30 protein-coding genes are annotated in these 23340 nt (G+C 52.8%); 23 read left to right on the top strand and 7 right to left on the bottom strand.

What is annotated here, in order from left to right:
* The 7 genes from BFV67_RS15070 to BFV67_RS15040 all read right to left on the bottom strand — a co-directional run bounded on the left by BFV67_RS15070 (position 1) and on the right by BFV67_RS15040 (position 4475).
* Positions 1–348, bottom strand: a complete 348-nt coding sequence (locus BFV67_RS15070; protein ID WP_069598601.1) for an ead/Ea22-like family protein — start codon at positions 346–348, stop codon at positions 1–3.
* On the bottom strand, positions 345–950 hold the full coding sequence (locus BFV67_RS15065; protein ID WP_069598600.1) for a hypothetical protein: 606 nt from the start codon (positions 948–950) through the stop codon (positions 345–347). The genes BFV67_RS15070 and BFV67_RS15065 overlap by 4 nt, the downstream gene beginning before the upstream one ends.
* Complete coding sequence (locus BFV67_RS24650) at positions 947–1144, bottom strand: hypothetical protein (protein WP_016247400.1); 198 nt, start codon at positions 1142–1144, stop codon at positions 947–949. Before BFV67_RS24650 ends, BFV67_RS15065 begins: the two co-directional genes overlap by 4 nt.
* Positions 1132–1671 (bottom strand): hypothetical protein, encoded by a 540-nt coding sequence (locus tag BFV67_RS15055; protein WP_069598599.1) that lies wholly within the window; start codon positions 1669–1671, stop codon positions 1132–1134. Before BFV67_RS15055 ends, BFV67_RS24650 begins: the two co-directional genes overlap by 13 nt.
* Positions 1672–1806: 135 nt before the next feature.
* Positions 1807–2637, bottom strand: a complete 831-nt coding sequence (locus tag BFV67_RS15050) for a YfdQ family protein (RefSeq protein WP_069598598.1) — start codon at positions 2635–2637, stop codon at positions 1807–1809.
* A gap of 53 nt (positions 2638–2690) precedes the next feature.
* Complete coding sequence (locus BFV67_RS15045) at positions 2691–3062, bottom strand: hypothetical protein (protein WP_057072056.1); 372 nt, start codon at positions 3060–3062, stop codon at positions 2691–2693.
* Between the two features lie 717 nt (positions 3063–3779).
* The gene (locus tag BFV67_RS15040; protein WP_069598597.1) at positions 3780–4475 is read right to left on the bottom strand and encodes an XRE family transcriptional regulator; all 696 of its coding nucleotides are present in this window, start codon (positions 4473–4475) and stop codon (positions 3780–3782) included.
* 97 nt (positions 4476–4572) lie between these two features.
* Between BFV67_RS15040 and BFV67_RS15035 the strand changes: the two genes are divergently transcribed.
* The 23 genes from BFV67_RS15035 to BFV67_RS14925 all read left to right on the top strand — a co-directional run bounded on the left by BFV67_RS15035 (position 4573) and on the right by BFV67_RS14925 (position 23303).
* Positions 4573–4836 (top strand): helix-turn-helix domain-containing protein, encoded by a 264-nt coding sequence (locus BFV67_RS15035; protein ID WP_032623260.1) that lies wholly within the window; start codon positions 4573–4575, stop codon positions 4834–4836.
* Entirely contained in the window at positions 4829–5377 is a 549-nt protein-coding gene (locus tag BFV67_RS15030; RefSeq protein ID WP_047352162.1) for a YmfL family putative regulatory protein, read from the top strand. Before BFV67_RS15035 ends, BFV67_RS15030 begins: the two co-directional genes overlap by 8 nt.
* A 172-nt stretch (positions 5378–5549) precedes the next feature.
* Positions 5550–5729: a DUF4222 domain-containing protein gene (locus tag BFV67_RS15025; RefSeq protein ID WP_069598596.1), complete on the top strand. Its 180-nt coding sequence runs from the start codon at positions 5550–5552 to the stop codon at positions 5727–5729.
* Positions 5719–6582 carry a conserved phage C-terminal domain-containing protein gene (locus BFV67_RS15020; RefSeq protein ID WP_069598595.1) on the top strand — a complete coding sequence of 288 codons (864 nt, stop codon included), beginning with the start codon at positions 5719–5721 and terminating at the stop codon, positions 6580–6582. Before BFV67_RS15025 ends, BFV67_RS15020 begins: the two co-directional genes overlap by 11 nt.
* Entirely contained in the window at positions 6579–7925 is a 1347-nt protein-coding gene (locus BFV67_RS15015; RefSeq protein ID WP_069598594.1) for a phage N-6-adenine-methyltransferase, read from the top strand. Before BFV67_RS15020 ends, BFV67_RS15015 begins: the two co-directional genes overlap by 4 nt.
* Positions 7918–9855 carry a DNA cytosine methyltransferase gene (locus BFV67_RS15010; protein ID WP_069598593.1) on the top strand — a complete coding sequence of 646 codons (1938 nt, stop codon included), beginning with the start codon at positions 7918–7920 and terminating at the stop codon, positions 9853–9855. The genes BFV67_RS15015 and BFV67_RS15010 overlap by 8 nt, the downstream gene beginning before the upstream one ends.
* A 14-nt stretch (positions 9856–9869) precedes the next feature.
* Positions 9870–10562 carry a phage regulatory protein/antirepressor Ant gene (locus tag BFV67_RS15005; RefSeq protein WP_016247390.1) on the top strand — a complete coding sequence of 231 codons (693 nt, stop codon included), beginning with the start codon at positions 9870–9872 and terminating at the stop codon, positions 10560–10562.
* Positions 10559–11620 carry a DUF968 domain-containing protein gene (locus BFV67_RS15000; protein WP_069598592.1) on the top strand — a complete coding sequence of 354 codons (1062 nt, stop codon included), beginning with the start codon at positions 10559–10561 and terminating at the stop codon, positions 11618–11620. The genes BFV67_RS15005 and BFV67_RS15000 overlap by 4 nt, the downstream gene beginning before the upstream one ends.
* Before the next feature lie 21 nt (positions 11621–11641).
* Positions 11642–12334: a bacteriophage antitermination protein Q gene (locus BFV67_RS14995; protein WP_069598591.1), complete on the top strand. Its 693-nt coding sequence runs from the start codon at positions 11642–11644 to the stop codon at positions 12332–12334.
* Positions 12335–12666: 332 nt separating this feature from the next.
* Positions 12667–13719 (top strand): DNA methyltransferase, encoded by a 1053-nt coding sequence (locus tag BFV67_RS14990; protein ID WP_069598590.1) that lies wholly within the window; start codon positions 12667–12669, stop codon positions 13717–13719.
* 76 nt (positions 13720–13795) lie between these two features.
* Entirely contained in the window at positions 13796–14038 is a 243-nt protein-coding gene (locus BFV67_RS14985) for a phage holin (protein ID WP_229222358.1), read from the top strand.
* Between the two features lie 2 nt (positions 14039–14040).
* A complete protein-coding gene (locus BFV67_RS14980) occupies positions 14041–14577 on the top strand; it encodes a lysozyme (protein ID WP_069598588.1) in 537 nt (178 codons plus the stop codon).
* Positions 14574–15110: a hypothetical protein gene (locus BFV67_RS14975; protein WP_069598587.1), complete on the top strand. Its 537-nt coding sequence runs from the start codon at positions 14574–14576 to the stop codon at positions 15108–15110. Before BFV67_RS14980 ends, BFV67_RS14975 begins: the two co-directional genes overlap by 4 nt.
* 206 nt (positions 15111–15316) lie before the next feature.
* Positions 15317–15517 (top strand): hypothetical protein, encoded by a 201-nt coding sequence (locus BFV67_RS14970; protein WP_069598586.1) that lies wholly within the window; start codon positions 15317–15319, stop codon positions 15515–15517.
* 119 nt (positions 15518–15636) lie between these two features.
* Positions 15637–15936: a hypothetical protein gene (locus BFV67_RS14965; protein ID WP_157888823.1), complete on the top strand. Its 300-nt coding sequence runs from the start codon at positions 15637–15639 to the stop codon at positions 15934–15936.
* A gap of 81 nt (positions 15937–16017) precedes the next feature.
* On the top strand, positions 16018–16659 hold the full coding sequence (locus BFV67_RS14960) for a hypothetical protein (RefSeq protein WP_069598584.1): 642 nt from the start codon (positions 16018–16020) through the stop codon (positions 16657–16659).
* A gap of 241 nt (positions 16660–16900) precedes the next feature.
* Complete coding sequence (locus BFV67_RS14955) at positions 16901–17470, top strand: hypothetical protein (RefSeq protein ID WP_069598583.1); 570 nt, start codon at positions 16901–16903, stop codon at positions 17468–17470.
* Complete coding sequence (locus BFV67_RS14950) at positions 17412–19535, top strand: phage terminase large subunit family protein (RefSeq protein WP_069598582.1); 2124 nt, start codon at positions 17412–17414, stop codon at positions 19533–19535. Before BFV67_RS14955 ends, BFV67_RS14950 begins: the two co-directional genes overlap by 59 nt.
* A gap of 8 nt (positions 19536–19543) precedes the next feature.
* Positions 19544–19807 (top strand): gpW family head-tail joining protein, encoded by a 264-nt coding sequence (gene gpW / locus BFV67_RS14945; RefSeq protein WP_000483309.1) that lies wholly within the window; start codon positions 19544–19546, stop codon positions 19805–19807.
* Positions 19807–21444, top strand: a complete 1638-nt coding sequence (locus tag BFV67_RS14940; protein WP_001045359.1) for a phage portal protein — start codon at positions 19807–19809, stop codon at positions 21442–21444. The genes gpW and BFV67_RS14940 overlap by 1 nt, the downstream gene beginning before the upstream one ends.
* Positions 21441–22307 carry a S49 family peptidase gene (locus BFV67_RS14935; protein WP_069598581.1) on the top strand — a complete coding sequence of 289 codons (867 nt, stop codon included), beginning with the start codon at positions 21441–21443 and terminating at the stop codon, positions 22305–22307. The genes BFV67_RS14940 and BFV67_RS14935 overlap by 4 nt, the downstream gene beginning before the upstream one ends.
* Before the next feature lies 1 nt (position 22308).
* Positions 22309–22899 carry a hypothetical protein gene (locus tag BFV67_RS14930; RefSeq protein WP_069598580.1) on the top strand — a complete coding sequence of 197 codons (591 nt, stop codon included), beginning with the start codon at positions 22309–22311 and terminating at the stop codon, positions 22897–22899.
* On the top strand, positions 22899–23303 hold the full coding sequence (locus BFV67_RS14925) for a head decoration protein (protein WP_069598579.1): 405 nt from the start codon (positions 22899–22901) through the stop codon (positions 23301–23303). The genes BFV67_RS14930 and BFV67_RS14925 overlap by 1 nt, the downstream gene beginning before the upstream one ends.
* Positions 23304–23340: the final 37 nt, after the last annotated feature.

The following is a 23340-nucleotide window of genomic DNA, read 5'->3' as shown; positions in this document are numbered from 1 at the left end:
TCACTCTCCTTTACCGGCTGCGGCGGCCTTCACACCAGCCTCTTCAAGCGCCCTGAAAAACTCAAGGCGGACGCCAACCAGAATATCTTCACGCTCACGGTGAGTTACTTCGGCCAGGTAATCACGAAGCATTTTCAACTCAGGCAATTTCACCTCCCGCGCCTCCAGCTCAGCAATCCGCTTCTCTGCGGCTTCCAGCTCATCCAGCAGCGCCAGCACTACATCAGGCGTCGCAGCCTCTTTGAACTCGAGTCTCGCAACCATTGCTTTGGTGTATCGAGAAATATTGCCAAGCTCTTTCGCGTTCTTTGCAACTTCACGTAATGCGAGTTTGTCGATGTTGCTCATTGGGCGGCTCCTTCAGTTGGCGCTGGCAGAAATGCGCAGATGGTTGCACAGCCCTCTTCGGGATAATCAGCGGTGGCGATGTGGAGCCCGTGAATTTTCTGCCCATCACTATCGTCAATAGCGCCAACAAACAGCAGTCCGTCTGTAAACTCACCGAAGGCAAAACCGCCGTCCCCGCAGTGGAAACAAATCCCTTCCATAGCTTCTGACGACAGGTGCATTTCCTGCGGAACAAGCACGTAACCTTCGGGAATAGCACTGGCCCGCACTTCAGCTAGGAAAGCGTCTGTCTCTTTGAATGGGTTTTCTGCTTCTACATCGCGTGAAACGTATGCGTTAATTTCAGATACATAATCCATCGGCACTCCGGCGTACAGGTACTCGTCCTGGTTAACGTATTCTTCGTGGTTATCACTAATGTCTGTCAGAAGGCGCAGTATTTGACCATTCTCCGCAGCCAGCGCAGCTACCTGCTTCTCAGCGTTTGACAGTCGAAGGAGGAGTTCTTCAACTAACGTCACACGCATCACTACCTTCTGGCAGTCGTTGCGTTTAGCTCTGGCGATTGTGCCGCGCAGAGTCGCGTATTTGTTGGTGGTCATTGGACGGACTCCTGACGAAGATGGTTAATTTCGGCGTCAAGGCTCATTCGCTGGTCCATCGATTCCGTCAAGGCGGCAAATGTAACGTCCAGGCGAGTGGCTACCTCACGCATCAGAGAGGCTTCTGCTGGTGGCAGTTTCCCCGCCGCAGCATGGGCTGCGGCTACCAGTTCTTTTATCTTCATGCGAGGCATGCGCGTGATTCCGTAAGCTCATTGAAACGGTTAATGAACAAGCCATATGCCTGGCCTGGGCGAAGAGGAACGATCTGGATAATGTCGCTGGCCGGAATACCTTCGAGGCAAGGCCAGAGTGAGCCGTCGTCGATATCCAGATCGCGGCGTTCCGTGGCAAGCATAACCAGATCGGCGTATTTCACTACCGCTGACATATCAGGAGTGATGCTGAATTTGGCCCGGATCACCTGTTCTACCCGCTCTTCAATGCGACGGTAATCTGGAAGCAATGCCTTCAGGGGGGCTGGGATGTCCTGGCAATACGCTTCGGCCGCGTCATGCATCAGGGCTTCAAAGGCAAACTCTGGCGGCACAATTTGGCTGCACAGCACAGAGTGCTGGGCCACGCTGTAAAATTCCGGCAGATGACCAGTGAAGCGGCAGATGTGGGAAAGTGCGGTCGCGATATCCTCGATCTCCACATCGTCAGCGGTTGAATTGAGGTAATCGAATTTCTTTCCTGAAAGTGTCTGGATATAACTCATCGTCTTTTCTTCTCCATATTTGGCAGCTGCACCTGCGCCAGTTTTTGGTTGTACGAATCCCTCGCCATTGGCGATTAATAAAGGGAATTACGCTTCAATAAATCCCCGCGGAGCCGGGGATTTAATGCAGAGAAATTACGCTTTAAAGTTACCGATAAAGGTTTCAACCGGCTTGTCGGTGAACTTCTCGATCAGCAGTTCACGGAACTCGTTGGCGATAGCTTCTTCTTGGGCTTCCAGTTGAACAATGCGGAGTACAAACACCGGTTCCCCGCTTTTAAGCAGGCTGTTACGCAGGTTAAAGCGGCGTTCGCCAAGGCCTTCATATGGAACGCATTTGAACTCAAAGGCCACTGGCATGACGTCTTTACTGCTGGCTTCAACGCTCTGCATCAGGGACTTTTTGCCACCAAAATCTTCGTCTTCATGAGCTGATTCTGAGACTTGTTTAATGTTGACGCGGCGAACAGCACCAGCTGCCTGCGCGATGGACAACACATTACCGTCGGCATCAAATGCGGTCAGGAAGTCGGCCCAGTCCTCCAGCCATTCAGCAATTTCTTTCTGGCCCAGTCGATCGCCATTTACCTGAAGCAGGGCTCGGAATGGCGCTGTCTTTTTAAGGGTGATCGAGGCGATGTTATCAGCATGGCCCGGGTTAGCCAGCGTACCGATATTGAACACGGAGCGTGCGGTCATGTTGTCTGCATCGATAAAGCATCGTGCTGGTTCGTCGGCTTTGGCGTAGCCTGCGGCGTAACGCACAAAATCAGGAATACTGGTTGTGGTCATGGCGCCACGGAAGCGAAAACGCTCAAACTCGAAACGCTCAAGGCTTTCTACGTGAACCCCTTCAGGAAGCAGGGCAGTCGGGCATGCCGTAACTTTTGCTGCATCCAAGTGGTAACCGGAAAGAACCAGGTCTTTCACCTGCTGCAGGGCATTGCCGTCTAAAATCTGGGACATAAAATTTCCTTAATATGTGGTCAATGGGATGTCAGTGATTTGTCTGCTGCGGATCACTGTGCCGCTTTAAGCTTTCCGTCAACGCCGCCGTTGATCCCGAACAGCTGCCCCTGATCTTCCTGCAGGATGGTCAGTTTGCCGCCTTTGTTAACCCACATTGGTGTTTCGGTGGTGTCTTCTTCGGAGGCTTTACCGCGCGGGGTTGGGGTGACGTAGTTCAGCTTGTGCTTGATCCTGACGCGCTTCTCTTCGACGGAGTTACCCATACGCTCAATATCAAAGGTGAGGACTACTTTGCCTTTGGTACCGTTGTTCAGAACGCCAAGCGCGGTAGTGTTTAAAGCTGCCGCGATCTTGTTCATGAACACGCCGGCATCCAGTTCGCCCAGGAAATCAGGCACTACGGTCATGCGGTCATTACTCATGGTTTAACCCTCTGTGAGGCGGCTGCCACCGCCAGTGGAACTTCTCCATACACAACAGAAAAGGGCACCTGCGCTTTGGCTATGGGTAGGAGGTCCATTTCCATAGCGCCCGGGTGGATTGGGGAATGAGCCCGTCGCCCGGTGATGCCCTTGTCTCTTGTGTAAAAAGGTGCCCACCGATGTGATGGGCAAAGACTACACACAGCAATGATGTTGTTGTGGCGGTGGTGCCTCCACCTGCCGGACCGGCCAGAACCGGCGACGCTACACCTCAAGAAACGTATTCATTTCAAAAGTTGAAATAAAAACTTGTTGGCCTCGTCACGTGCGCAGAGCCGCATTACCACAACTGGAAGCGCACTCTTTCGGTAACAAACCTGCCCCCGCAGTGAAAGAGAGAAGGAGTGCGCTTTCACGTTGTGCCCTTAAAAAGCTGGCTGTCACCCTCAAGGGGAAAGTGAGCAGCCAGAACAGGGATCACTTCTTATTGCTTTGGCCTGCTTTTAACCACATCAGGCGCGGTGGTAAGCCATTCGCGAATCATCCGGTCATTCATACGCCACCGGCGGCTACTTCGTGGGCTTCCTGCCTGTTCGCTGTTGATGAAAATGAAGATAAAAGATATTTGCGAAATGCGCAAGAAATAAAATGCGTAAAACGCAATTGAAAGGGCGTAAAAAAACCGCCGTGTCGGCGGTTATTTGTTCTTAGGGGATGTTATCCGTGCCGTTTAACTGACTGCGACTGGCTGATCATTACCTTGCCGAAAACGTAAAATCTGTCTTCATTGGACTTATCCACTGACCACTCCCGATATTTAGGGTTATCGGAAATGACAAGAATTTTATCTGGGATCATCTGTAATCTTTTGACGTAAATTTTATCATCAAAACCAAATACATAAATCCCATCACCATCAAACTCATTGATCGAAATATCAACGAATATCAAATCACCTGGTTCAATGGTATCAGCCATGCTGTCACCACGAACGTTAATCACTTTGACCGTATCTGGTGTTCTCCCACCAAATAATACGGCGGCTCTTTCGTTGTTGTACTCAATGGACCTGATGACATCGACGACATCACTACCTTGTATATGGCCCATGCCAGCACTGGCGCTGACATCGAGCAACTCGACTCTAAACACAGGGTCACCCTCTCCATAAGCTGGATTTTTACCACTGGATTTACATACAGTAGTTTCATTTGGAGACGGTGTAAAGAGTTCTGCCACGCTAACACCAAGTGCCGTAGCATATTTGCTAAGCGATTGTTCAGTAAATGACTTTTGTTTTCCAGTCTCAACCCGTGAGACGTTCGCACCGTCAATACCTACAGCTTCAGCAAGATCTGAAATTTTCATGCCCTTTTCGAGGCGTAATTCTCTAATGCGGTTTCCTATGTTCATGCGTCCATTACAGGTTGTTTTTGCGTGATATGCAAAGCAACTTGCGCAAGTCGTAACTATACATTAATATGCGTAATACGCAATTACAGGGGGCATTATGCAATCACCGTTAAGAAATTTGCGAAAATCGCAAGGTTTAACTCTCTCTCATGTGGCAAACGTGGTGGACATTGATCCAGCCAACCTAAGCCGAATTGAAAGGGGTCAACAAATCGCATCACTCGATGTAGCTGAAAGGCTTGTGAAGTTTTATTCGGGCCAAATTGATGAGCTCCAAATCTTGTACCCGCACCGTTATACGCAGGCTACAGAAACTGGGGCAGCATCGGTACCACAGGAAAAAGGGGAAAGCCGTGGGTAACGAACCGGAATGGAAAGTTGATAAGCAGCCAGCCTGGCTGGTGGCCGCAATCAAAAAAACGATCACCGAGCTGCCTGGCGGATATTCAGAAGCTGCTGAGTGGTTGGGTGTGACCGAGAACGCGCTGTTTAACCGGCTGCGTACCGATGGCGATCAGATCTTCCCGCTCGGTTGGGCGATGGTGCTTCAACGTGCCGGTGGTTCAAACCACATAGCGAACGCTATAGCACGTCATTCGAACGGTGTTTTCGTGCCATTGGCTGACGTTGAAGAAATAGAGAACGGTGACATCAACCAGCGTCTTATGGAGTCCGTGGAGTGGATCGGCAAGCATTCGCAATACGTTCGTAAAGCTACCGCTGACGGCGTTATTGATGCTCAAGAACGCGCCCAGATTGAAGAGAACAGCTATCAGGTGATGGCTAAGTGGCAGGAACATTTGACGCTGCTTTTCCGTGTGTTTTGTGCGCCGGAAAAGAGTGACGCCCGCGAGTGTGCAGCTCCGGGCGTCGTGGCAGACAAATCTTGTATGGAGAAGTAATCCGCATGACCAGTTTAACGGCTTTTAACCGTTTGCCGCAACTCAGGATGATCCCGGTACCGGGCGCTCCGTTGTTTCGGTATGAACGCAGAATAGCAAACCGCTGGGTGCCATGTAACCACAGTCGGGCGGTCGCAATTGTGGGGGTTTACTACAGGAAGGCGAAACGCTTATGCGCGAAGTTAACCGAAGGTTCAAAGACCACAGAGGGATCCCCGTTCGGGTTATCAGGTGGGAGCCTGAGACTCAACGAGTTATCTACCTCCGGGATGGTTACAACCACGAATGTTTCAGCCCGCTCCAACAATTCAAGCGCAAGTTTACCGAGTTAAAGGACGACCATGAGCACTAAATTAACAGGTTACGTTTGGGACGCTTGTGCCGCTTCTGGCATGAAGCTGTCCAGCGTTGCCATCATGGCGCGTTTGGCAGACTTCAGCAGTGATGAGGGGGTAAGCTGGCCTTCCATCGCTACCATCGCGCGCCAGATTGGTGCCGGTGAGAGCACGGTTCGCACAGCCATATCACAACTGGAAAAAGACGGGTGGTTAACCCGCCAGCAGCGCCGTAAAGGCAACCGCAATGCATCGAACGTTTACCAGCTCAATGTTCCGAAATTACAGGCTGCTGCCTTTTCTCACCTGTCAGATTCTGACGCGTCAAAATCTGATGCCTCAAAAACCGACGCGTCAAAATCTGAGGCATCAAAAAACGATGAAAAAGGCGGTTTTCACCCGTCAGAATCTGGGGGGGATCCGTCAGTAAATACAACTACTGATCCATCAGATAAAAAACATTCTTGTCCGGTTGCTGCGCAACCCGACCCTGTGGTGGTTATCACCGATCAGGCGAAGCAGGTTTTATCACATCTGAACAAGACCACCGGATCACGGTATCAGGTCTGCAAATCATCCTTGGAAAACATCCGGGCTCGCCTGGCTGACGGGTTTACGCCCGATGAGCTGCTGTTGGTGGTGGATTACAGCGTCGAGAAGTGGGGCGAGGATCTGAAAATGGCCGAATATCTGCGCCCAACAACGCTGTTTCTGCCGTCAAAATTCCCAGGTTACCTGCAATCCGCAAATAAGTGGAACGCAGCAGGACGTCCAGAACGACAGTACTGGGGCTCAATTCGTAAGCATGATCCGATGAAATTTGGTGGACCAGATAAAGCCATTCCAGCTGGCTTCAGGGGAGCGAAATGATGAGCATGAATGCTGATAACAAATATTGCCGCGCGCTGGCTCAACTGCGCTCTAAACCAACCCACGAGTTGAAAGAGGTCGGCGATCAATGGCGCACTCCGGATCTGTTGTTCTGGGGTATCAATGCGATGTTCGGCCCTCTGGTATTGGACCTTTTTGCCGACGACAGCAACGCGAAGTGCCCAGCATGGTACACGGCTGAAGATAATGCCCTGACACAGGATTGGTCAGAGCGTCTGGCAGAACTCGGCGGTGCCGGGTTTGGCAACCCGCCTTACAGCCGCTCTCAGTACAACGACAAGCAGGCCGTCACCGGAATGACCCACATCATTAACCACGCTATGGCAATGCGAGAAAAGGGTGGTCGGTACGTTTTTCTCATTAAGTCTGCGACGAGTGAAACGTGGTGGCCGGAAGAGGCAGATCACGTCACATTCATCCGTGGCCGAATTGGTTTCGATCTTCCTACATGGTTCGTGCCGAAAGACGAAAAGCAGCAGCCCACCAGCGCATTTTTTGCTGGCGCTATCGTGGTCTTCGACAAAACATGGCGGGGTGAGCGTTTCAGTTACATCAACCGTACCGACCTGGAGGCCAAAGGCCGTGCTTCGATGTTGCTGGCCCAGTTTGCAGTGGGAAGAACGCAAACTGATGCGGCGCCGGAGCTTGATGCTGAGGTAGTGCCGGATAAATCAGAGGCAGAACTGCCATTAACCCAAAAAGCCATTCTGGAAACCAGTGGTGTTGAGGCTTGGGCCTGTGTTGTCGCGGCGTTCGGCGAGAAAGATGAGTACACCTTCAGCGAGTCAAAGTTTGGTCATACCTGGGCTGCCGACTCTTTGGAAAACCCTGAATTTACCAATGTTTCACCGCTGACGATCGACAGAGCGAAAAAGCTGATCAGCGAGAGCATCTTGGTGGGTGTTAATGCATGGCTGGAAACATTGCCCTTTGATAGCGATGACGTGAAACAAGACATGTCTGAGCGACTTCGCACGGTTGCCGTTGAATCTTCGAAAGAATACGGCATCAACCACAGTGAATTCATCGCGACCATGGAAAGCCTGGATAAAGCCAAATGGTCAAATATTCGGGGGATCCGCGCCCATGTCCGTGATACGCAGGAATCAAAGGACAAGGCGTTAAACGAATCGCGCGTTTGGCCTCTTGAGGTTGGATTGGTGTTTAACCAGATTGAAGGGGCTGACGCTCTACCTGTTTCACAACAGAACAAGCTGAAAGCCAATATCAACCAGCTGTGGCTCGAACGTATGCCGACGAGTGAAATTATCACGACCGCTGGTGGTCTCTTCAACAGCATGCAGGGGGCCGTCAATGCGTGAAATTATCGTTGATAACTTTGCTGGTGGCGGCGGCGCGAGTACCGGCATTGAACTGGCGATCGGGCGTAGCGTGGATATCGCTATCAACCACGACGAAAACGCTATTGCGATGCATAAGACGAATCACCCTGACACGCTGCATTATTGCGAGTCGGTGTTTGACGTTGACCCAAGCGCAGCCACCAGCGGTAAACCTGTCGGCCTGGCCTGGTTTAGCCCTGACTGCCGCCACTTTTCCAAAGCGAAGGGCGCTAAGCCAGTTAAGAAAGAGATTCGCGGGCTGGCGTGGATTGTCCTGCGCTGGGCGCTGGCAGTACGTCCCCGAGTCATGATGCTGGAGAACGTCGAAGAATTTAAGACATGGGGCCCGCTGCTGGATGAAGAATTACGCCCGGATCCTGAGCGTGCTGGTGAAACATTCGAGGCATTTGTCGGCATGCTGTCGACTGGTATCGCGGCGAATCACCCAGCACTGGCTGAGGTTTGCGAATTTCTTGCCATTGAGCCGCACGGCCAGCAGGCGCAACAGTTGATCGCCGGGCTTGGCTATGAGGTCGATTATCGTGAGCTGCGCGCTTGTGACTACGGCGCGCCGACGATCAGAAAGCGTTTCTTCATGGTCATGCGCTGTGACGGCCGCAAGATTCATTGGCCTGAAGCGACTCATGGGGATCCAAAATCACTGGAAGTACAAAGCGGCAAGCTGGCGCCATGGCGTACCGCGGCGGAGTGCATTGACTGGAATATCCCGGCCAGGTCCATCTTCGACCGCAAAAAGCCGCTGGCGGAAAATACGCTCAAACGTATCGCACGCGGCATCCAGCGTTTCGTTATCGAGAATGCTTCGCCGTTTATCGTTAAGTGCAACCACACCACCTCACACGGCAAATATGATTGTTTCCGTGGGCAGGAGCTTGAGGCTCCTTTACAGACCATCACGAAAACCCACGGCTATGCGCTGGCGGTACCGCACCTGACTAAATTCCGCACCGGGGCCACCGGGCAGCCAGTGACCGAGCCGGTTCCAACTGTCACCGCTGGTACGTCGGCACGTCCGGGCGGGAATGGGCATGCGCTTGGCGTAGTTGAGGCCGCCCTGACACCGTTCCTGGCTGGCAATGGCGGCAGTGAGTACCAGGCAAAGCCGCGCCCGCTGGATAAACCCGCTCATACAATCCTCAAGCAGTCCCGCGCGTGTCTGGTTGCGCCGGTCATCGCCCGCCAGTTTGGCGCCAGTGTTGGGCACAGGGCTGACGAACCGAGCGCGACGATTACTGCAGGTGGTGGCGGTAAGTCGCAGTTGGTAACTCCAACACTGATCCAGATGGGGTACGGCGAACGCCCAGGGCAAGAACCACGTGTTCTTCAACTGAATAACCCGCTCGGCACGGTCACTGCTGGTGGTAATAAGTTTGCAACGGTGAGCGCGTTCCTGGCGAAGCACTATGGTGGGAATTACACGGGGCCGGGTGTTGGTATGGATGAGCCTGCCCACTCAGTCACTACTGTTGATCATCACGCGGTAGTTGCGTCGCACCTGGTGAAGCTGCGCGGAACCTGCCGCGACGGTCAGACCATGGATACACCTATGCCGACGATTACCGCTGGTGGCCAGCACGTTGGCGAGGTCCGGACATTCCTCGAAACCTACTGCGGTGATAGCGAGGATGAATGGCTGGTGACGATCGAGGGGGTTAAGTACCAGATCGTCGATATCGGAATGCGCATGCTGCAACCGCATGAGCTTTATAAGGCGCAGGGCTTCCCTGACGGCTACGTTATCGATCAGGACTATCGCGGCAATCGTTACGCCAAAGACAAGCAGGTAGCGCGCTGCGGTAACGCAGTACCGCCGCCGTTCGCTCGTGCGCTGGTAGAAGCAAATCTTCCTGAATTATGTGCAAATCAAAAGGCGGGTGCAGCCGCCTGATATGGAGAAATAGCATGAATCAGTTAACCGCAAAGGGTGTTGTGACAATGTCCAGCCGTGAAATTGCCAGGCTGGTGCAGAGCAAACATGGTGATGTGAAGCGCTCAGCTGAGCGCCTTGCATCTGCTGGTATTTTAACCGCGCCGTTGGCGCACACCCCCTACACACACCCGCAAAACGGGCAAACCTACGAGGAGTATTGGTTCAACAAACGTGATTCTCTGGTGATCGTCGCCAGGCTGTCGCCAGAATTTACCGCCGCTGTTGTCGATCGCTGGCAAGAGCTGGAGAACAGTCAGGCCGTAAGTGTCCCGCAAACATTGCCGGAGGCATTACGTCTCGCCGCGGATCTGGCCGAGCAGAAAGAACAACTGGCCCAGCAGTTAGCCGCTGCCGCGCCGAAAGTTGAGTTTGTCGATCGGTATTGTACTGCTAAAGGCTCAATGTCTTTCCGCCAGGTGGCAAAGCTGTTGCAGGCCAAAGAGACCGATTTCCGCTTGTTCCTCATTGAGAGCGGCATTTTGTACCGGCTCAGTGGAGTGCTGACACCGCGGCACCAGCACATTGCTGCCGGGCGGTTTGAAGTGAAAACTGGCACCACGAGCGAAACAAACTACGCCTTTAGCCAGGCACGTTTTACACCCAAAGGCATAGAGTGGATCGGCGGCCTGTGGACGGCACACATCGCTAAGGGGCATGCCGCGTGAGAGGACTGTTTACAGCCGAGACTGTTCCGCGCCTTGGGCTGGTGGTGTTAAAGCCGGGCAGCGAACTGATGTCTCTGTTTCAACAGGGGCGTGTGCTGGTGGAGCCTCAGCCAAAAAGCATGGCTGGGCTTCCGTCGGGCCTCGTCCCTGATGCCAGGCAGCCGCTGGCAGAAGATAAGTCCCTCGAGGATTTCTTCACCGACGAGAGAGTAATCCGTGCAGCAGGCGGTTTGACCGCGTTGGAATCCTGGTTAGAGCGTAACGTAAAGGAATGCCAGTACCCGCACACTGATTATCACCATCATGAGCTGGTAACGATGCGACATCCCCCCGGATCAATGTTGCTCTGTTGGCATTGCGATAACCAGCTGCGCGAGCAAACCACCGCGGCGCTGGCAGAACTGGCCAGGCGTAATCTCATTAATTGGCTGATCAGTTCCATCCTGTCTTCGCTTGGCTACAACAACGAGCGTGAACTATCACTCGGTGAATTGTGCTGGTGGGCCGTTTACTCAGGCATTGCTGATGCAATCACGGAAAGGATGGCCCAGCTTGCGCTTCGATTACCGGATGAGCCGTTTTTATCCGTATATCGAGAAAGTGACATTGTGCCGATGCCCCCGGCAAAAAGCATTTTGCTGAAGAAGGTCACCCCAGCGGTCACGGCTGCGAAATTAAAGCATGGAGCAAATCAGGAAGTGGTTTATGACCAACCAAAGGTTCTGGCTCTGCATGCAGATCCAGAATCCCCTGAATCATTCATGTTACGTCCGAAACAGCGCCGGTGGGTGAATGAGGACTACACCCAATGGGTTAAAACCCAGCCGTGTGAAGGTTGCCGGCGGCCAGCGGATGATCCACACCATGTCATTGGTCACGGCATGGGCGGTACCGCCACTAAAGCCCACGATTTGTTTGTGATCCCTCTGTGCAGAGAGTGTCACGACAAATTACATGCTGATGTTGCAGCGTTCGAGAAAAAACACGGTACTCAGCTGGAGCTGCTGTTCCGGTTTATGAATCGTGCGCTGGCGATCGGCGTAATAACGAAAGCGTAATTGTATGGAGCGCTGAGCATTATGAATTTACAAGAACTCGAATATACCCGTATTGAATTGCGCCGCGCGCTGACCGATTTCTCAGGATCGACGAAGGGACAGCTGCAGGCGTTCAGTGAGCATCCACCAGCAGATAAAAATAAGTATCCCCGGCACCATCCAGAAATCGTCATGGAGGGTGGGGTAGGTTGTGGATCGAAGGTAGTAAAAACACTAGCCACTCCGCTTTATGTTCTTGAGACAAGGAGCCGTCGACGCCCGTTACCCCCTATGAAGGATGCCGAGTTTGCGAGTTCTGCATGGCGCCGCTCGGTAAATGGCCTTGGAGAGCATCTGCAGGCGTGGGTCCGGTATTGCTATGGATATGATCTGTCTTTCCGGTACCAGACATTAATGTGCCAGTACGTTTGGGCACAGTTTCAGCATCAGCAGGGGAGTAAGAAGCTCCAGGACAGAGTCACAAAAAAATTAGTGGGGCTTGTCTGGCTCGCGGCCCAGGAAGTTGCGGCATCACGCAATAACGATACGTACCAGGAATATGCGGGGGCGGCACTGGCCCGCATGGTTAGCGTGGAGCGTTCAACCTGGCTCAGAGTATACGCTGCTCACTGGGCAGCATTTAAAGCAGCTTTCGTGGAAATGGACAGCCTGGCGTTACGTGAAAGCCTGGTGCGGTATGAAGAGTATGAAGAAGTGAAAGTGGTGGAAATGTGAAGTAAATTCACTAACGTCTTCAATCAGGCTTGCAAAATGCAACAAAATAAGCGATATTTGAAGCTAATTTGATATGTTGCCAAAAGTATATAAACCCGCCACTGAGCGGGTTTTTTTATGGCTATCTCCCGGTCTTCTCGGGATGTCGGATTTTCCATTCGGATAATTGAGCGCCTCCAGATCCGGAGGCTTTCTGCTGTGAAAATGGGCGGCTGGTGGATGTTGGAGCACCCACCAGCCATCAGCTCATGCTTTCAGGTCACAAGCTAACCAAGGCCCACCGCTTTAGCGCAAAAGCATAGTGAGCCTATCAGAGTTACGCTTACTGATCTATGAAAAATACTGTAATTATAAACAGTGTTGAGTTAGTCAACGCTGATAGCCTGCAATACATCGCAACTCTCCCTGATAACTCCATTGACCTGATAGTCACGGATCCGCCGTACTTCAAAGTGAAACCCAACGGCTGGGACAATCAATGGAAAGGGGATGAGGATTATCTTCGGTGGCTTGATATGTGCCTCGCACAATTCTGGCGAGTGCTAAAACCTGCCGGCAGTCTTTATCTTTTCTCCGGTCACCGCCTGGCGGCAGACATTGAGATCATGATGCGTGAGCGGTTCAACGTCCTGAACCACATCATCTGGGCTAAACCGTCGGGCCGCTGGAATGGCTGTAATAAAGAGAGTCTGCGCTCTTACTTCCCTGCAACAGAGCGCATCCTCTTCGCTGAGCATTACCAGGGGCCGTATAAACCAAAGAGCGACGGTTATGCGGAGAAGGGAAGCGAGCTGAAGCAGCATGTAATGACTCCCCTAATTTCTTATTTTCGGGATGCACGTGAAGCGCTTGGCATATCCTCAAAACAAATAGCCGATGCGACTGGAAAGAAGAACATGGTGTCTCACTGGTTCAGCGGTAGCCAGTGGCAATTACCGAATGAATCAGACTACCGGAAACTTCAGTCCCTTTTCACGCAGGTAGCCATCGAAAAGCACCAGAACGGCGAACTGGCAACACCACACCACCAGCTGGTGGCTATGTGGCATTCGTTAAATCGCAAGTATTCAGAGCTGCTCGAAGAGTATAAATCGCTTCGGCGGCATTTCTCTGTTTCCGTATCCGTTCCTTATACCGACGTCTGGACACATAAACCCGTTCAGTTTTACCCAGGTAAACACCCATGCGAAAAACCCGCTGACATGTTGCGGCAGATCATCAATGCCAGCAGTAAGCCTGGTGATGTGGTGGCTGATTTCTTTATGGGGTCCGGTTCGACCGTGAAAGTCGCGCTGGAACTTGGGCGCCAGGCTATTGGCGTTGAGCTCGAAGAAGACAGGTTTAACCAGACGACGGAGGAAATACGGGCGTTGGCAGGGGAATAAACGTGAGGTCGCGTAAGCGGCCTTTTTTATTACCTCAATAACACCCCGAGACCGGAGGTGTGGAATGCATAGAATCATGCCTGATAAAATCTTCTCGGCGGCCACGTACTGCACGTCAGGCGGCCTGATTTGTACAGGCCTTGCGCGGGCCTATGACTGGTTTCACGGTCTGGACTGGAATTTTATTGCGCTGATAAGCGGGATCCTCATTGGTGCCGCCACGTACTTCACCAATCTGTATTTCAAACGCCGCTGGACGAAAGCCTACGAGAAAGCGCTTTCTGCCGGAAAACTCGTATCGCCACCGCAGGATGATTAACCATGGCCTCGAAAACAAAACTCAGCGCCGCTGTGTTGGGCCTTGTACTTGCTGGCGCATCTGCTCCTACCATTCTGGATCAGTTCCTGAATGAGAAAGAGGGAAATAGCCTGACTTCTTACCGTGATGGTTCCGGAATCTGGACAATTTGTCGCGGCGCCACGCTGGTGGATGGCAGACCCGTTCGGCAGGGTATGAAGCTGACACAAGCAAAATGCGATCAGGTCAATGCGAAAGAACGCGATGCGGCGTTATCCTGGGTTGATAAAAACATTCATGTTCCGCTGACTGAGCCGCAGAAAGCCGGGATTGCCTCATTTTGCCCGTACAACATTGGGCCAGGTAAATGCTTCCCCTCCACGTTCTACCAGCGCATCAATGCAGGTGACCGTAAAGGCGCATGTGACGCTATCCGCTGGTGGATTAAAGACGGTGGTCGTGATTGTCGACTAACCAAAGGCCAGAAGAATGGCTGCTATGGTCAGGTTGAGCGACGAGACCAGGAAAGCGCGCTGGCGTGCTGGGGGCTGGACCAATGAAAATTAATCCGGGTCTTATCGGCGTTGTCGTTATTGCTGGCCTTACCGTCGCTCTCGTTAAGAGTTGCTCCGACGCCAGTAGCCTACAGAGCGATAACGACGTTCTGCGAAGTGACAACTCTATGCAGGGGCAGGTGATCGCCACCCAGGCATTCAACTTCAATCGATTCAATCAGGTTGCAGAACATGCCAACAGGCTTAACTCCCTGATCGACACCAGCACCGAAGAAACCGTAATCGAATACCGGGAGATTCTCCGCCGTGAAAAAACCTGTGATCTGCCTGTTCCTGCTGACATTGCTGGTGGGCTGCTCGAATACGCGCACCGTTTACGTGCCAGCGCCATGCACACCGATACCAACAGACCTGACGAAGCCGATGATCGTTCCGCTGCCGCCAGCTCAATGACGTACTGCCAGGCTGTTTTGTGGATTAAGCCGCTGCTGGCCGTCATCGAGAAGGGCAACAATAACTTCGCGGGAATCCGTGATATTGAGCAACAGCGTCAGCAACCATTGGGAGCCGGGCAATGAGTTACACGCGGTGTACATTTTGCGGATCGGGTCTACATACCCGCGAAAATTGCCCGCATACATGGAGTGGCAACGCTCGCCGGGTGAGTCTGCGCTGTAGCTACTGCGGTGCAACCGGTCACAATTCTAACGCCTGCCCGCACAACGCCAGCAGCGCGAACCGTCGCCGTCTAAATGATGACTACTATCTCGACTAAGGATAAAAAATGACTCAAATAGTGCTTACCGCTGAACAAATTAAATCGCTCGCTGAGTTTGCAGAATCAGAAGGCCAGGAGGCGTATACGATCACCCACGCAACAATTCCGGCATTTGAAGCCGATGATGGCGAGGTTATCCCGGAATACACTGGTCTGGTCGCCTATTCTGGTTCAGAAGAGCACGGCGTACTGCAACTCGACGAATGAGTAGCCATTTCAAAGCTCACCTGCTGGTGGGCTTGATAATGGTTTTGGTAATTAACAGTATGATGCGACATAACTTTTATGATGTTAAAATCTCCAACCCCAAAGTAAGGAGATGCAGTATGGACAAATCGCAGGGGCTGGTGAGTGGGTACGTCACCAAAGTAAGGCAGGTTGCTTGTAGAGTTCAGCAAGGGAGCACTATTGAGACTATCAAGCCTGAACTTGAAGCTGTAATCACTGAGGCCCATGAGCATATTTCAATCTGGGTTAATGGAACGCCTGAAGATAACTGGAATCACCTCATTGGGCAGGTCAAGTATGCTGCAAACTTTGGTGGGGATGAAAGTTTTCAAAAGGCTTTGTTATTAGCTGCTGAAATTGCACAATCGCTTCCTACACCTTCCAAAAAGAAAGTTTGAATTCGCCGCCTTCGGGCGGTTTTTTATTGTCATCTTTATGAGCAAGCCGAGCTTAATTACGGTAAACAGGTGGTCCATGATATGGCAACGCTTAAAGATCTTTCCAGTAAGTTAAGACAGCTGCAGAAGCAGATACCGTTTGCGACCGCACAGGCGATGACTAAGGTGGTTCGTCAGATAGAGGCAGCCCAAAAAACAGCATTTGAGCGGCATCTGGATAATCCAACACCTTTTACAGTTAAATCGGTAGGGGCAGTTGGTGCCAGGAAAAATAACCTTCGTGCAAAGGTGTTTGTTCGTGATATCGCTGCTGGCTACCTTGAACCCTTCGAGTTCGGCGGAGAGCACAAACTCAATGGTAGTGCTTTGCTTAACCCGAAAGACATAAAGCTTAATAAATACGGCAACCTGCCGCGTAATAAGCTCTCTCAGCTCAAAGCAAAGCCAAACGTATTTATTGGTGACGTTGGTGGCGTGAATGCCGTGTGGCAGAGAAAAAAGCCCAAAACCAAAAAAGGTAAGAAACGTGCAAAACGTTCTCCGAACGGCACGCGCAGAGACAAGATTAAGCAACCTGCACCAAAATTGCTCATTCGGTTTGGTGATGCACTTCCGGTTAAACCAACGCTAGGCTATATGGACAGAGCAAACACCATGGCCAACGCATTATTACCCTCAGCGCTGCACCAGGCGATTGCTGAGGCGATCAGCTCAGCCAGATAGCGCCCCCCCAGGGGTTTTGGGTCCTTCCTGGGCCTTTTGTAAGGCACGGGCATTGCGCGCCGCGGTGTTTTCCTAGCTACAACTTTCAGATTTGTGTCCCATGTCCCACCTCTGGCGATCATTACGGACACCTCGCCAGCTCTGGCTATTCCAGTTTATTCCAGTGGGACATTCTGGTGGGACATGGAAAAAATGTCCCAGGCGAATGTCCCACCCCAGAAAATGTCCCAGGTGATATCCCATGACCACGATGAACCAGAGTCAGTACGCACAACATTCAGGTGTGGATCGCAAAACAATTGGCCGGTGGATTAAAGCCGGGCGCTTCATTGTGATGGACGGAGACCTGATTGACGTAGAGGCCAGCGATGCGGCATTGAAGAAAAACCGCGATGGCAAAGACCCACGCGCCTCGAACGCGAAGAAAAAGAAAACTCCCGTCGTTAGCGATAACGCTGATGACGGTGATGAAATCAATAAAACTGTCCGCCAGATAATGCTCACTGAAGGGGCAGGTCTTTCGAGAGAGGAAGCGGGACGTATCCGCGAGAATTACATGGCCCTGCAGGCAAAGCTGCAGTATGAAAAAGACAGCGGCCAGCTTATTGAGCTGACAGCAGCCGAGGAGGTTTTATTCAACGCCTTTCGCCAACAGCGTGATGCCTGGCTTAACTGGCCGTCCAGGGTGGCGCCGCTAATGGCTGCTGATCTGGATGTACCGGCGGACAGGATGACAGAGGTGCTGATTGAACATGTCCACAAACACATCTCAGTCCTCGGAGAGCCAGAGTTTAACCCGGCAGAAGATTGAGCGTCTTGAATTAAGCGTCCGCAAAGGCTGGACACCACCGCCGCGTATCAGTGTGCCGCAGTGGGCAGATGACTATCGTAAGCTGGCAAAAGAGGCTGGGAGCACTTCGGGAAACTGGGAAACATCGACGGTAGAAATTGCCCGCGGACCGATGCTTGCCGCGACGGAGTCCGGGGTTCATATCATCACTGTAATGTGCTGTACCCAGTTGATGAAGACAGCACTGCTGGAAAACCTTTTTGGCTATTTTGCCCACCTCGATCCTTGTCCGATACTGCTGCTGCAGCCGAAAGAAGAAGCCGCTGAACAGTTTTCGAAAGAGCGTATTAGCCCGCTGGTACGGGTGACGCCGGTACTGCGTAAAATCATCGGTGATTCGAAACAGAAAAGCTCGAAAGAAACCATTCTTTACAAGGCATTCACTGGCGGATTTCTGGCGCTGGCGGGTGCTGGTAGCCCTGATAACCTTGCGCGTCGTCCGATTCGTGTCCTGCTGGCGGATGAAGTGGACAAGTACCCGATAACCCGCGAAGGCGATCCAATTGCGCTGGCCGAAGAGCGTACAGCGACATTTGGCCTGACCTGGCTGTCTGTGCGCGCCTGTTCGCCGACGGTGGAGGATGAGAGCCGCATTGCTGACAGCTACGCCGACTCCGATCAGCGCCGGGCATCTGTGGCTTGCCCGCACTGTGGCCACCGCCAGTTCCCCGACTTCTTCAAACACGTTCAGTGGCCGAAAGAGGGGGATAAACACCTGACTAAATCGGCGATGCTCTATTGCGAATGCTGTGGTAGTGGCTGGTCCGAAGGACAGCGCCTCAGAGCTCTGCACACTATCCGATGGCATCAGACGCGCCCATTTGAGTGCTGCGGGGAGCGACATTCACCGCTGATGGATTATGACCTTGCCTGGCGGGCGGCAGACGAGGGCAGCGTTGAAAAGGTATGGCAATGGTCAGAGTCGGAGCGGCATGCGGTATACCGGGCAATCTGCCCCTCCTGTGGAAAGGAGGCGGTCGATAACCACCACGCCGGGTACCAGGCATCCAAGCTTTTCAGCCCCTGGCAAAAAGATAAGCCGTCGGATATTGCGAAAAAATATATCGATGCGAAGGGCGATCCGGATAAGGAACAGGCGTGGTGGAATACCCAGATGGGGCTTCCACACCGACCTAACCATGGGAAACAGCTCCCTGTTGATGTTCTGCTGGCGCGCCGGGAAATATTTCCGGCCGTCGTTCCGGACGGCGTGGCATTGTTAACAGCTGGCGTTGATACCCAGGACGATCGCTTCGAAATCACGATCACCGGCTGGGGTAGGGATGAAGAATCGTGGTCGGTCGCGCATGACGTTATTTATGGTGACCTTGAAACGGAAGAACCCTGGAAGCGACTGGATGCATACCTGAAACAGATCTGGCGACGTGGTGACGGCCGCGGCCTGAATATCATGGCAACGTGCATGGACTCCGGCGGCCACCATACGCAGAAGGTATACGAATTCGCCAAAGAGCGTCTTGGCCGTCGTGTCTGGGCAATTAAGGGGGAGTCTGCACAGGGAGGCAAACGCAATCCTGTCTGGCCGACCAAACGACCATCATCGAAAAGCAAAGCCAGTTTCCGCCCTGTCATTCTGGGGGTTAACTCAGCGAAAGACGTGATACGCGGTCGCCTGCATCTTGAGCCACCCAAACCTGGCGCCGCCGCTGCGGGTTATATGCATTTTCCTGACGATCGCGATCTCGGGTACTTCAATCAGCTGCTGGCGGAGCGACTGGTTTACAAAGTCATTTCCGGGCAGCGGTACAGTATCTGGGAAGCAATACCAGGACGAGCTAACGAAGCGCTTGACTGCCTCGTTTACAGCTATGCCGCGCTGTGCGGTCTCAAACATATGGGGTTAAAACTCAACGTCCGGGCCGCCAACCTCGAAGCCGATCCGGATAAGTTCCTGCCAGCGCCAGTTGGACAGGAAGAAAAAATCAATTACGAGCTGCCGGGTGCGGTTATTGAAGAACCAGCGCCGGTCAAACGTAAGCGAATATCGCAACTCCTGCCGAAATAAGGAAAATCATGTTCAACCGGAACACCAGCCTGCTTGCTGGCGCAATGACTGACGATCAGCTCAGGGATGCGCTTGCGAAAGCTCAGCAGGCGTACATTGATTTAGCAACCGGGAGCCACGGTGTTTCGTTTTCCTATACGCAGGGAGACGGGACGCGATCAGTGTCCTATCAGCAAAGCACTCTGGCTGATCTGCTGGCCCTGATTCAACTTCTGCAGGCGCAACTGGGGATTATCTCTCGTCCCCGGAAACCAGCGAGGTTTAGATTCTGATGAATAAAGTACAGATACTGGGCTCTGATGGGCAGCCGTTGCGACAGCAGCGTCCCTCTATGCTGGTGGGGGGGAGCCGCGTACCTTATGACGCAGCTGACTCTTTCAGCGATCAACTGGCGAACTGGCAACCCGCGCTGTGGTCCCCGGACAATGAAATTAACATTTACCGGGATCGCATCGTGTCCCGCGCACGCGATCTGGTCCGTAATGACGGCTGGGCAAACGGTGCGGTCACACGTCTGCTGGATAATGCGGTTGGTGCCAACTTCCGCCCAATCATGAAACCCGATTACCGTGTTCTCAGAATGATCACCGGAAACAAGGCGTTTGATGCGTCCTGGGCGGAAGAGTACGGAAAAGCATTGGACGGGCACTGGCGGACCTGGAGTAACGATCCTGGCCGGTATTGTGATGTTGAACGAAAACTCACCGTGTCGCAGATGTTACGCCTGGGATTTCGTCACAAGCTTATTGACGGGGATGCTCTGGCCATTCTCCAGTACAGAACTGACAGGCTTGGTCCCGGAAGAGGGCGTTACGCCACCACGGTACAGATTGTCGATCCTGACCGCCTCAGTAATCCTCAGCAGAATTTCGATATGCCAAATGTCCGTGGTGGCGTTGAAATTGATGCGGACGGTGCGCCGGTTGCTTACCACATCAGGGAGGCCCATATCGGTGACTGGTGGAGCGGGGCTAAAACCATGACGTGGCAGCGTATCCCGCGTGAAACTGACTGGGGCCGCCCGCATGTGGTTCACGATTTTGATCATGAGCGTGGCGCGCAGCACCGCGGTAACGGCATCCTGACTCCGGTTATTCAGCGTCTGAAAATGCTGGTGAAGTATGACCAGAGTGAGCTTGAGGCAGCAATTCTTAATGCCATCTTTGCCGCTTACATTGAGTCACCCTATGACCCTGCGATGGTTCAGTCTGCCCTGGGCGAGACCTATGACGAGTCGGAGTTAGGCACTTATCAGGACGGGCGTGTTGAGTTCCATAACGATCGGCGTCTGACACTTCAGAATGGTGCCCGAATGCCCATTCTTTATCCTGGTGAGAAAATCACGACGGTTAACGCGGCGCGGCCCTACAGCAATTTTGAAGTCTTCGAATCTGCTGTTCTCCGTAATTTTTCTTCAGGAACAGGGTTGTCCCCACAGCAGGTCACTCAGGACTGGTCTGACGTTAACTACAGTTCTGCACGCTCCTCGTTGCTGGAGGCATGGAAAACACTGACTCGCCGCCGGGACGATTTTTCTACCGGCTTCGCTCAGCCCATTCTCACCGCCTTTGTTGAAGAAGTTCACGACAATGAGGATTTACCCCTGCCCGCAGGCGCACCTGATTTTGTTGACGCCAGAGCCGCGTATTCCCGCGCGCGCTGGATGGGGCCAGGGCGCGGCTGGGTGGATCCGGTTGCAGAGAAAAAAGGCGCCATTCTTGGTCTGGATGCCGGACTTTCCACCCTCGAGATTGAGGTGGGTGAAAACGTCGGTGAAGACTGGGAAGAAGTGCTTGATCAGCGCCAGAGAGAAATTGAGTCATGTCTTAAACGCGGATTACCGCTTCCGAGCTGGGCACAGGCTGACCAGTTTGCGAGCCAGACCATTACCGATCCGGAGGAAAAGTGAATCTACCCCATCTGGCCCAGCGATTATTTAACACCCCGCTGGCGCTGCACCCGAGTAAAGCCGAAGTCATCATGGCATCCGTAATGGACCGATTTGGTATCAGTAAAATCGAATCTTCTCTTGCCATGGAGGATGACTGGTACGGATATGACGATAACCGGGGACGTGAATCCCGTAGTGATCCGGGTTATGACAATGTGCTGGGTGTCGCCGTAATCCCGATATGCGGAACGCTGGTGCAAAAACTGGGCTGTCTGCGTCCGTACAGTGGAATGACAGGGTATGACGGCATTCGTCAGGCGTTTCTTACTGCGATGGAAGATCCCGACATTTCGGGCATTTGCCTGGATATCGACTCACCCGGCGGTGAGGTCGCTGGATGCTTCGATCTGGTAGATGTCATTTACGGCTCCCGGGGGAAAAAGCCTATCCATGCCATTCTGACGGAAAGCGCTTATTCCGCTGCGTATGCCATTGCCAGTGCAGCGGACCGGATTTCTGTTCCGCGCACCGGCGGAGTGGGTTCTGTGGGTGTGATCACCATGCACCTTGACTGGACGCAGCGGATTAAAGATGACGGTCTTAAAGTTACGATCATCACCTATGGATCCCGCAAGGCTGAAGGTTCGCCGCTGAGAGAGTTGTCAGATGAAGCGCTGGCCGCCATCCAGCAGGACATTAACACCATGGGCGAATTGTTTGTGAACACCGTTTCCAGAAACCGGGGGATTAGCGCAAAGGTTATAAAAAGTACCCAGGCCGCCTGTTTTATGGCTGCTGATGGCGTTGAAATTGGACTGGCTGATGAGGTGTGTCCTCCTGACGCTGCGTTCAAAAACTTACTTGAAAAAACAGGAGCCTGAAATGGCAAAGAAAAAGACGTTTAGTTTTGCTCACCTCATTGGTCTTGGCCCTTCCGCTTCTGAGGAAGAAGAGGATAAAAAAGCCAAAAAAGCGAAAGCCCGTCGCGGGGAAGAGGACGAGCGTGAAGATGATGCCGATGATGATGAGCGCGACGACGACGCGGAAGAAGACGAACGCGACGATGATGCTGAAGATGACGGCGATGATCCGGATGCGTCAGAAGATGATGATTCTGAAGACGACGGCGACGACGATCGCAAAGAGAGTAAGGCGGTAAAAAATGCACGCGCTGCTGAGCGTAAACGCTGCGCCCGTATTTTCGGCAGTAAGCATGCAGCTGCGAATCCTTCACTGGCCGCGTCACTGGCTTTCAATACCGGGATGAGTTCTGCGGCAGCAATTAATGTCCTGGCCTCTTCGGCTCCGGCCGCAGCCGCATCTCAGCCATCCCGTAAACGCTCTCTCGATCAGCGTATGCAGGAAAGCCACCAGGTCCGGCTTAATCCGGATGGCGGACAGAAAGAGACCGGAAAGTCTGCGCTGGTAAGTAAAATGACCGGCCTCTACAACTCCACAAGAGGAGAGAAATAATGGATCAGTTTGGTCAGAATGCGTTTGCGCCTGGCATGAAGAGCGCGCTGTTTGTTCCGGATCAGCTTGTCGCTGGCACGCTCCAGCTGGTGACTGACACCGGGATCATTACGGGCGGTGCCTTTAAGCGTGGTACGGTCCTGGGCCTTGTGGCTGCCAGCGGGAAATACACGCAATGTGTGAAAACGGCTGAAGATGGCAGTCAGTTACCCGTTGCTATTCTGGTTGATGATGTTGATGCATCGTCTTTAGATCAGAACGGCGGCCTGTATCTGATGGGGGAATTCAACCAGCACCGAATTATTTTTGATAACTCCTGGACGACAGCTGACCTGAAAAAAGCGCTCCGACCGCTGGCTATCTTCCTGAAAGACAGTGACCAGGCACCTGTAACCACCTCCTGATTTCCCCCGCGGCTCTCCTGACGAATGCTTTAATCGG

The organism is Enterobacter roggenkampii, from assembly GCF_001729805.1.
Lineage (GTDB): Bacteria > Pseudomonadota > Gammaproteobacteria > Enterobacterales > Enterobacteriaceae > Enterobacter > Enterobacter roggenkampii.
Note: the sequence above shows the minus strand (reverse complement) of the source record. Positions and strands in the feature narration are given on the sequence as shown.

Bases quoted from the DNA above. Each gene is read 5' to 3' on its own strand.
- BFV67_RS15070 (WP_069598601.1), bottom strand. From the start codon at position 348: ATGAGCAACATCGACAAACTCGCATTACGTGAAGTTGCAAAGAACGCG.
- BFV67_RS15065 (WP_069598600.1), bottom strand. From the start codon at position 950: ATGACCACCAACAAATACGCGACTCTGCGCGGCACAATCGCCAGAGCT.
- BFV67_RS24650 (WP_016247400.1), bottom strand. From the start codon at position 1,144: ATGCCTCGCATGAAGATAAAAGAACTGGTAGCCGCAGCCCATGCTGCG.
- BFV67_RS15055 (WP_069598599.1), bottom strand. From the start codon at position 1,671: ATGAGTTATATCCAGACACTTTCAGGAAAGAAATTCGATTACCTCAAT.
- BFV67_RS15050 (WP_069598598.1), bottom strand. From the start codon at position 2,637: ATGTCCCAGATTTTAGACGGCAATGCCCTGCAGCAGGTGAAAGACCTG.
- BFV67_RS15045 (WP_057072056.1), bottom strand. From the start codon at position 3,062: ATGAGTAATGACCGCATGACCGTAGTGCCTGATTTCCTGGGCGAACTG.
- BFV67_RS15040 (WP_069598597.1), bottom strand. From the start codon at position 4,475: ATGAACATAGGAAACCGCATTAGAGAATTACGCCTCGAAAAGGGCATG.
- BFV67_RS15035 (WP_032623260.1), top strand. From the start codon at position 4,573: ATGCAATCACCGTTAAGAAATTTGCGAAAATCGCAAGGTTTAACTCTC.
- BFV67_RS15025 (WP_069598596.1), top strand. From the start codon at position 5,550: ATGCGCGAAGTTAACCGAAGGTTCAAAGACCACAGAGGGATCCCCGTT.
- BFV67_RS15020 (WP_069598595.1), top strand. From the start codon at position 5,719: ATGAGCACTAAATTAACAGGTTACGTTTGGGACGCTTGTGCCGCTTCT.
- BFV67_RS15015 (WP_069598594.1), top strand. From the start codon at position 6,579: ATGATGAGCATGAATGCTGATAACAAATATTGCCGCGCGCTGGCTCAA.
- BFV67_RS15010 (WP_069598593.1), top strand. From the start codon at position 7,918: ATGCGTGAAATTATCGTTGATAACTTTGCTGGTGGCGGCGGCGCGAGT.
- BFV67_RS15005 (WP_016247390.1), top strand. From the start codon at position 9,870: ATGAATCAGTTAACCGCAAAGGGTGTTGTGACAATGTCCAGCCGTGAA.
- BFV67_RS14995 (WP_069598591.1), top strand. From the start codon at position 11,642: ATGAATTTACAAGAACTCGAATATACCCGTATTGAATTGCGCCGCGCG.
- BFV67_RS14990 (WP_069598590.1), top strand. From the start codon at position 12,667: ATGAAAAATACTGTAATTATAAACAGTGTTGAGTTAGTCAACGCTGAT.
- BFV67_RS14985 (WP_229222358.1), top strand. From the start codon at position 13,796: ATGCCTGATAAAATCTTCTCGGCGGCCACGTACTGCACGTCAGGCGGC.
- BFV67_RS14980 (WP_069598588.1), top strand. From the start codon at position 14,041: ATGGCCTCGAAAACAAAACTCAGCGCCGCTGTGTTGGGCCTTGTACTT.
- BFV67_RS14975 (WP_069598587.1), top strand. From the start codon at position 14,574: ATGAAAATTAATCCGGGTCTTATCGGCGTTGTCGTTATTGCTGGCCTT.
- BFV67_RS14970 (WP_069598586.1), top strand. From the start codon at position 15,317: ATGACTCAAATAGTGCTTACCGCTGAACAAATTAAATCGCTCGCTGAG.
- BFV67_RS14965 (WP_157888823.1), top strand. From the start codon at position 15,637: ATGGACAAATCGCAGGGGCTGGTGAGTGGGTACGTCACCAAAGTAAGG.
- BFV67_RS14960 (WP_069598584.1), top strand. From the start codon at position 16,018: ATGGCAACGCTTAAAGATCTTTCCAGTAAGTTAAGACAGCTGCAGAAG.
- BFV67_RS14955 (WP_069598583.1), top strand. From the start codon at position 16,901: ATGACCACGATGAACCAGAGTCAGTACGCACAACATTCAGGTGTGGAT.
- BFV67_RS14950 (WP_069598582.1), top strand. From the start codon at position 17,412: ATGTCCACAAACACATCTCAGTCCTCGGAGAGCCAGAGTTTAACCCGG.
- gpW (WP_000483309.1), top strand. From the start codon at position 19,544: ATGTTCAACCGGAACACCAGCCTGCTTGCTGGCGCAATGACTGACGAT.
- BFV67_RS14940 (WP_001045359.1), top strand. From the start codon at position 19,807: ATGAATAAAGTACAGATACTGGGCTCTGATGGGCAGCCGTTGCGACAG.
- BFV67_RS14930 (WP_069598580.1), top strand. From the start codon at position 22,309: ATGGCAAAGAAAAAGACGTTTAGTTTTGCTCACCTCATTGGTCTTGGC.
- BFV67_RS14925 (WP_069598579.1), top strand. From the start codon at position 22,899: ATGGATCAGTTTGGTCAGAATGCGTTTGCGCCTGGCATGAAGAGCGCG.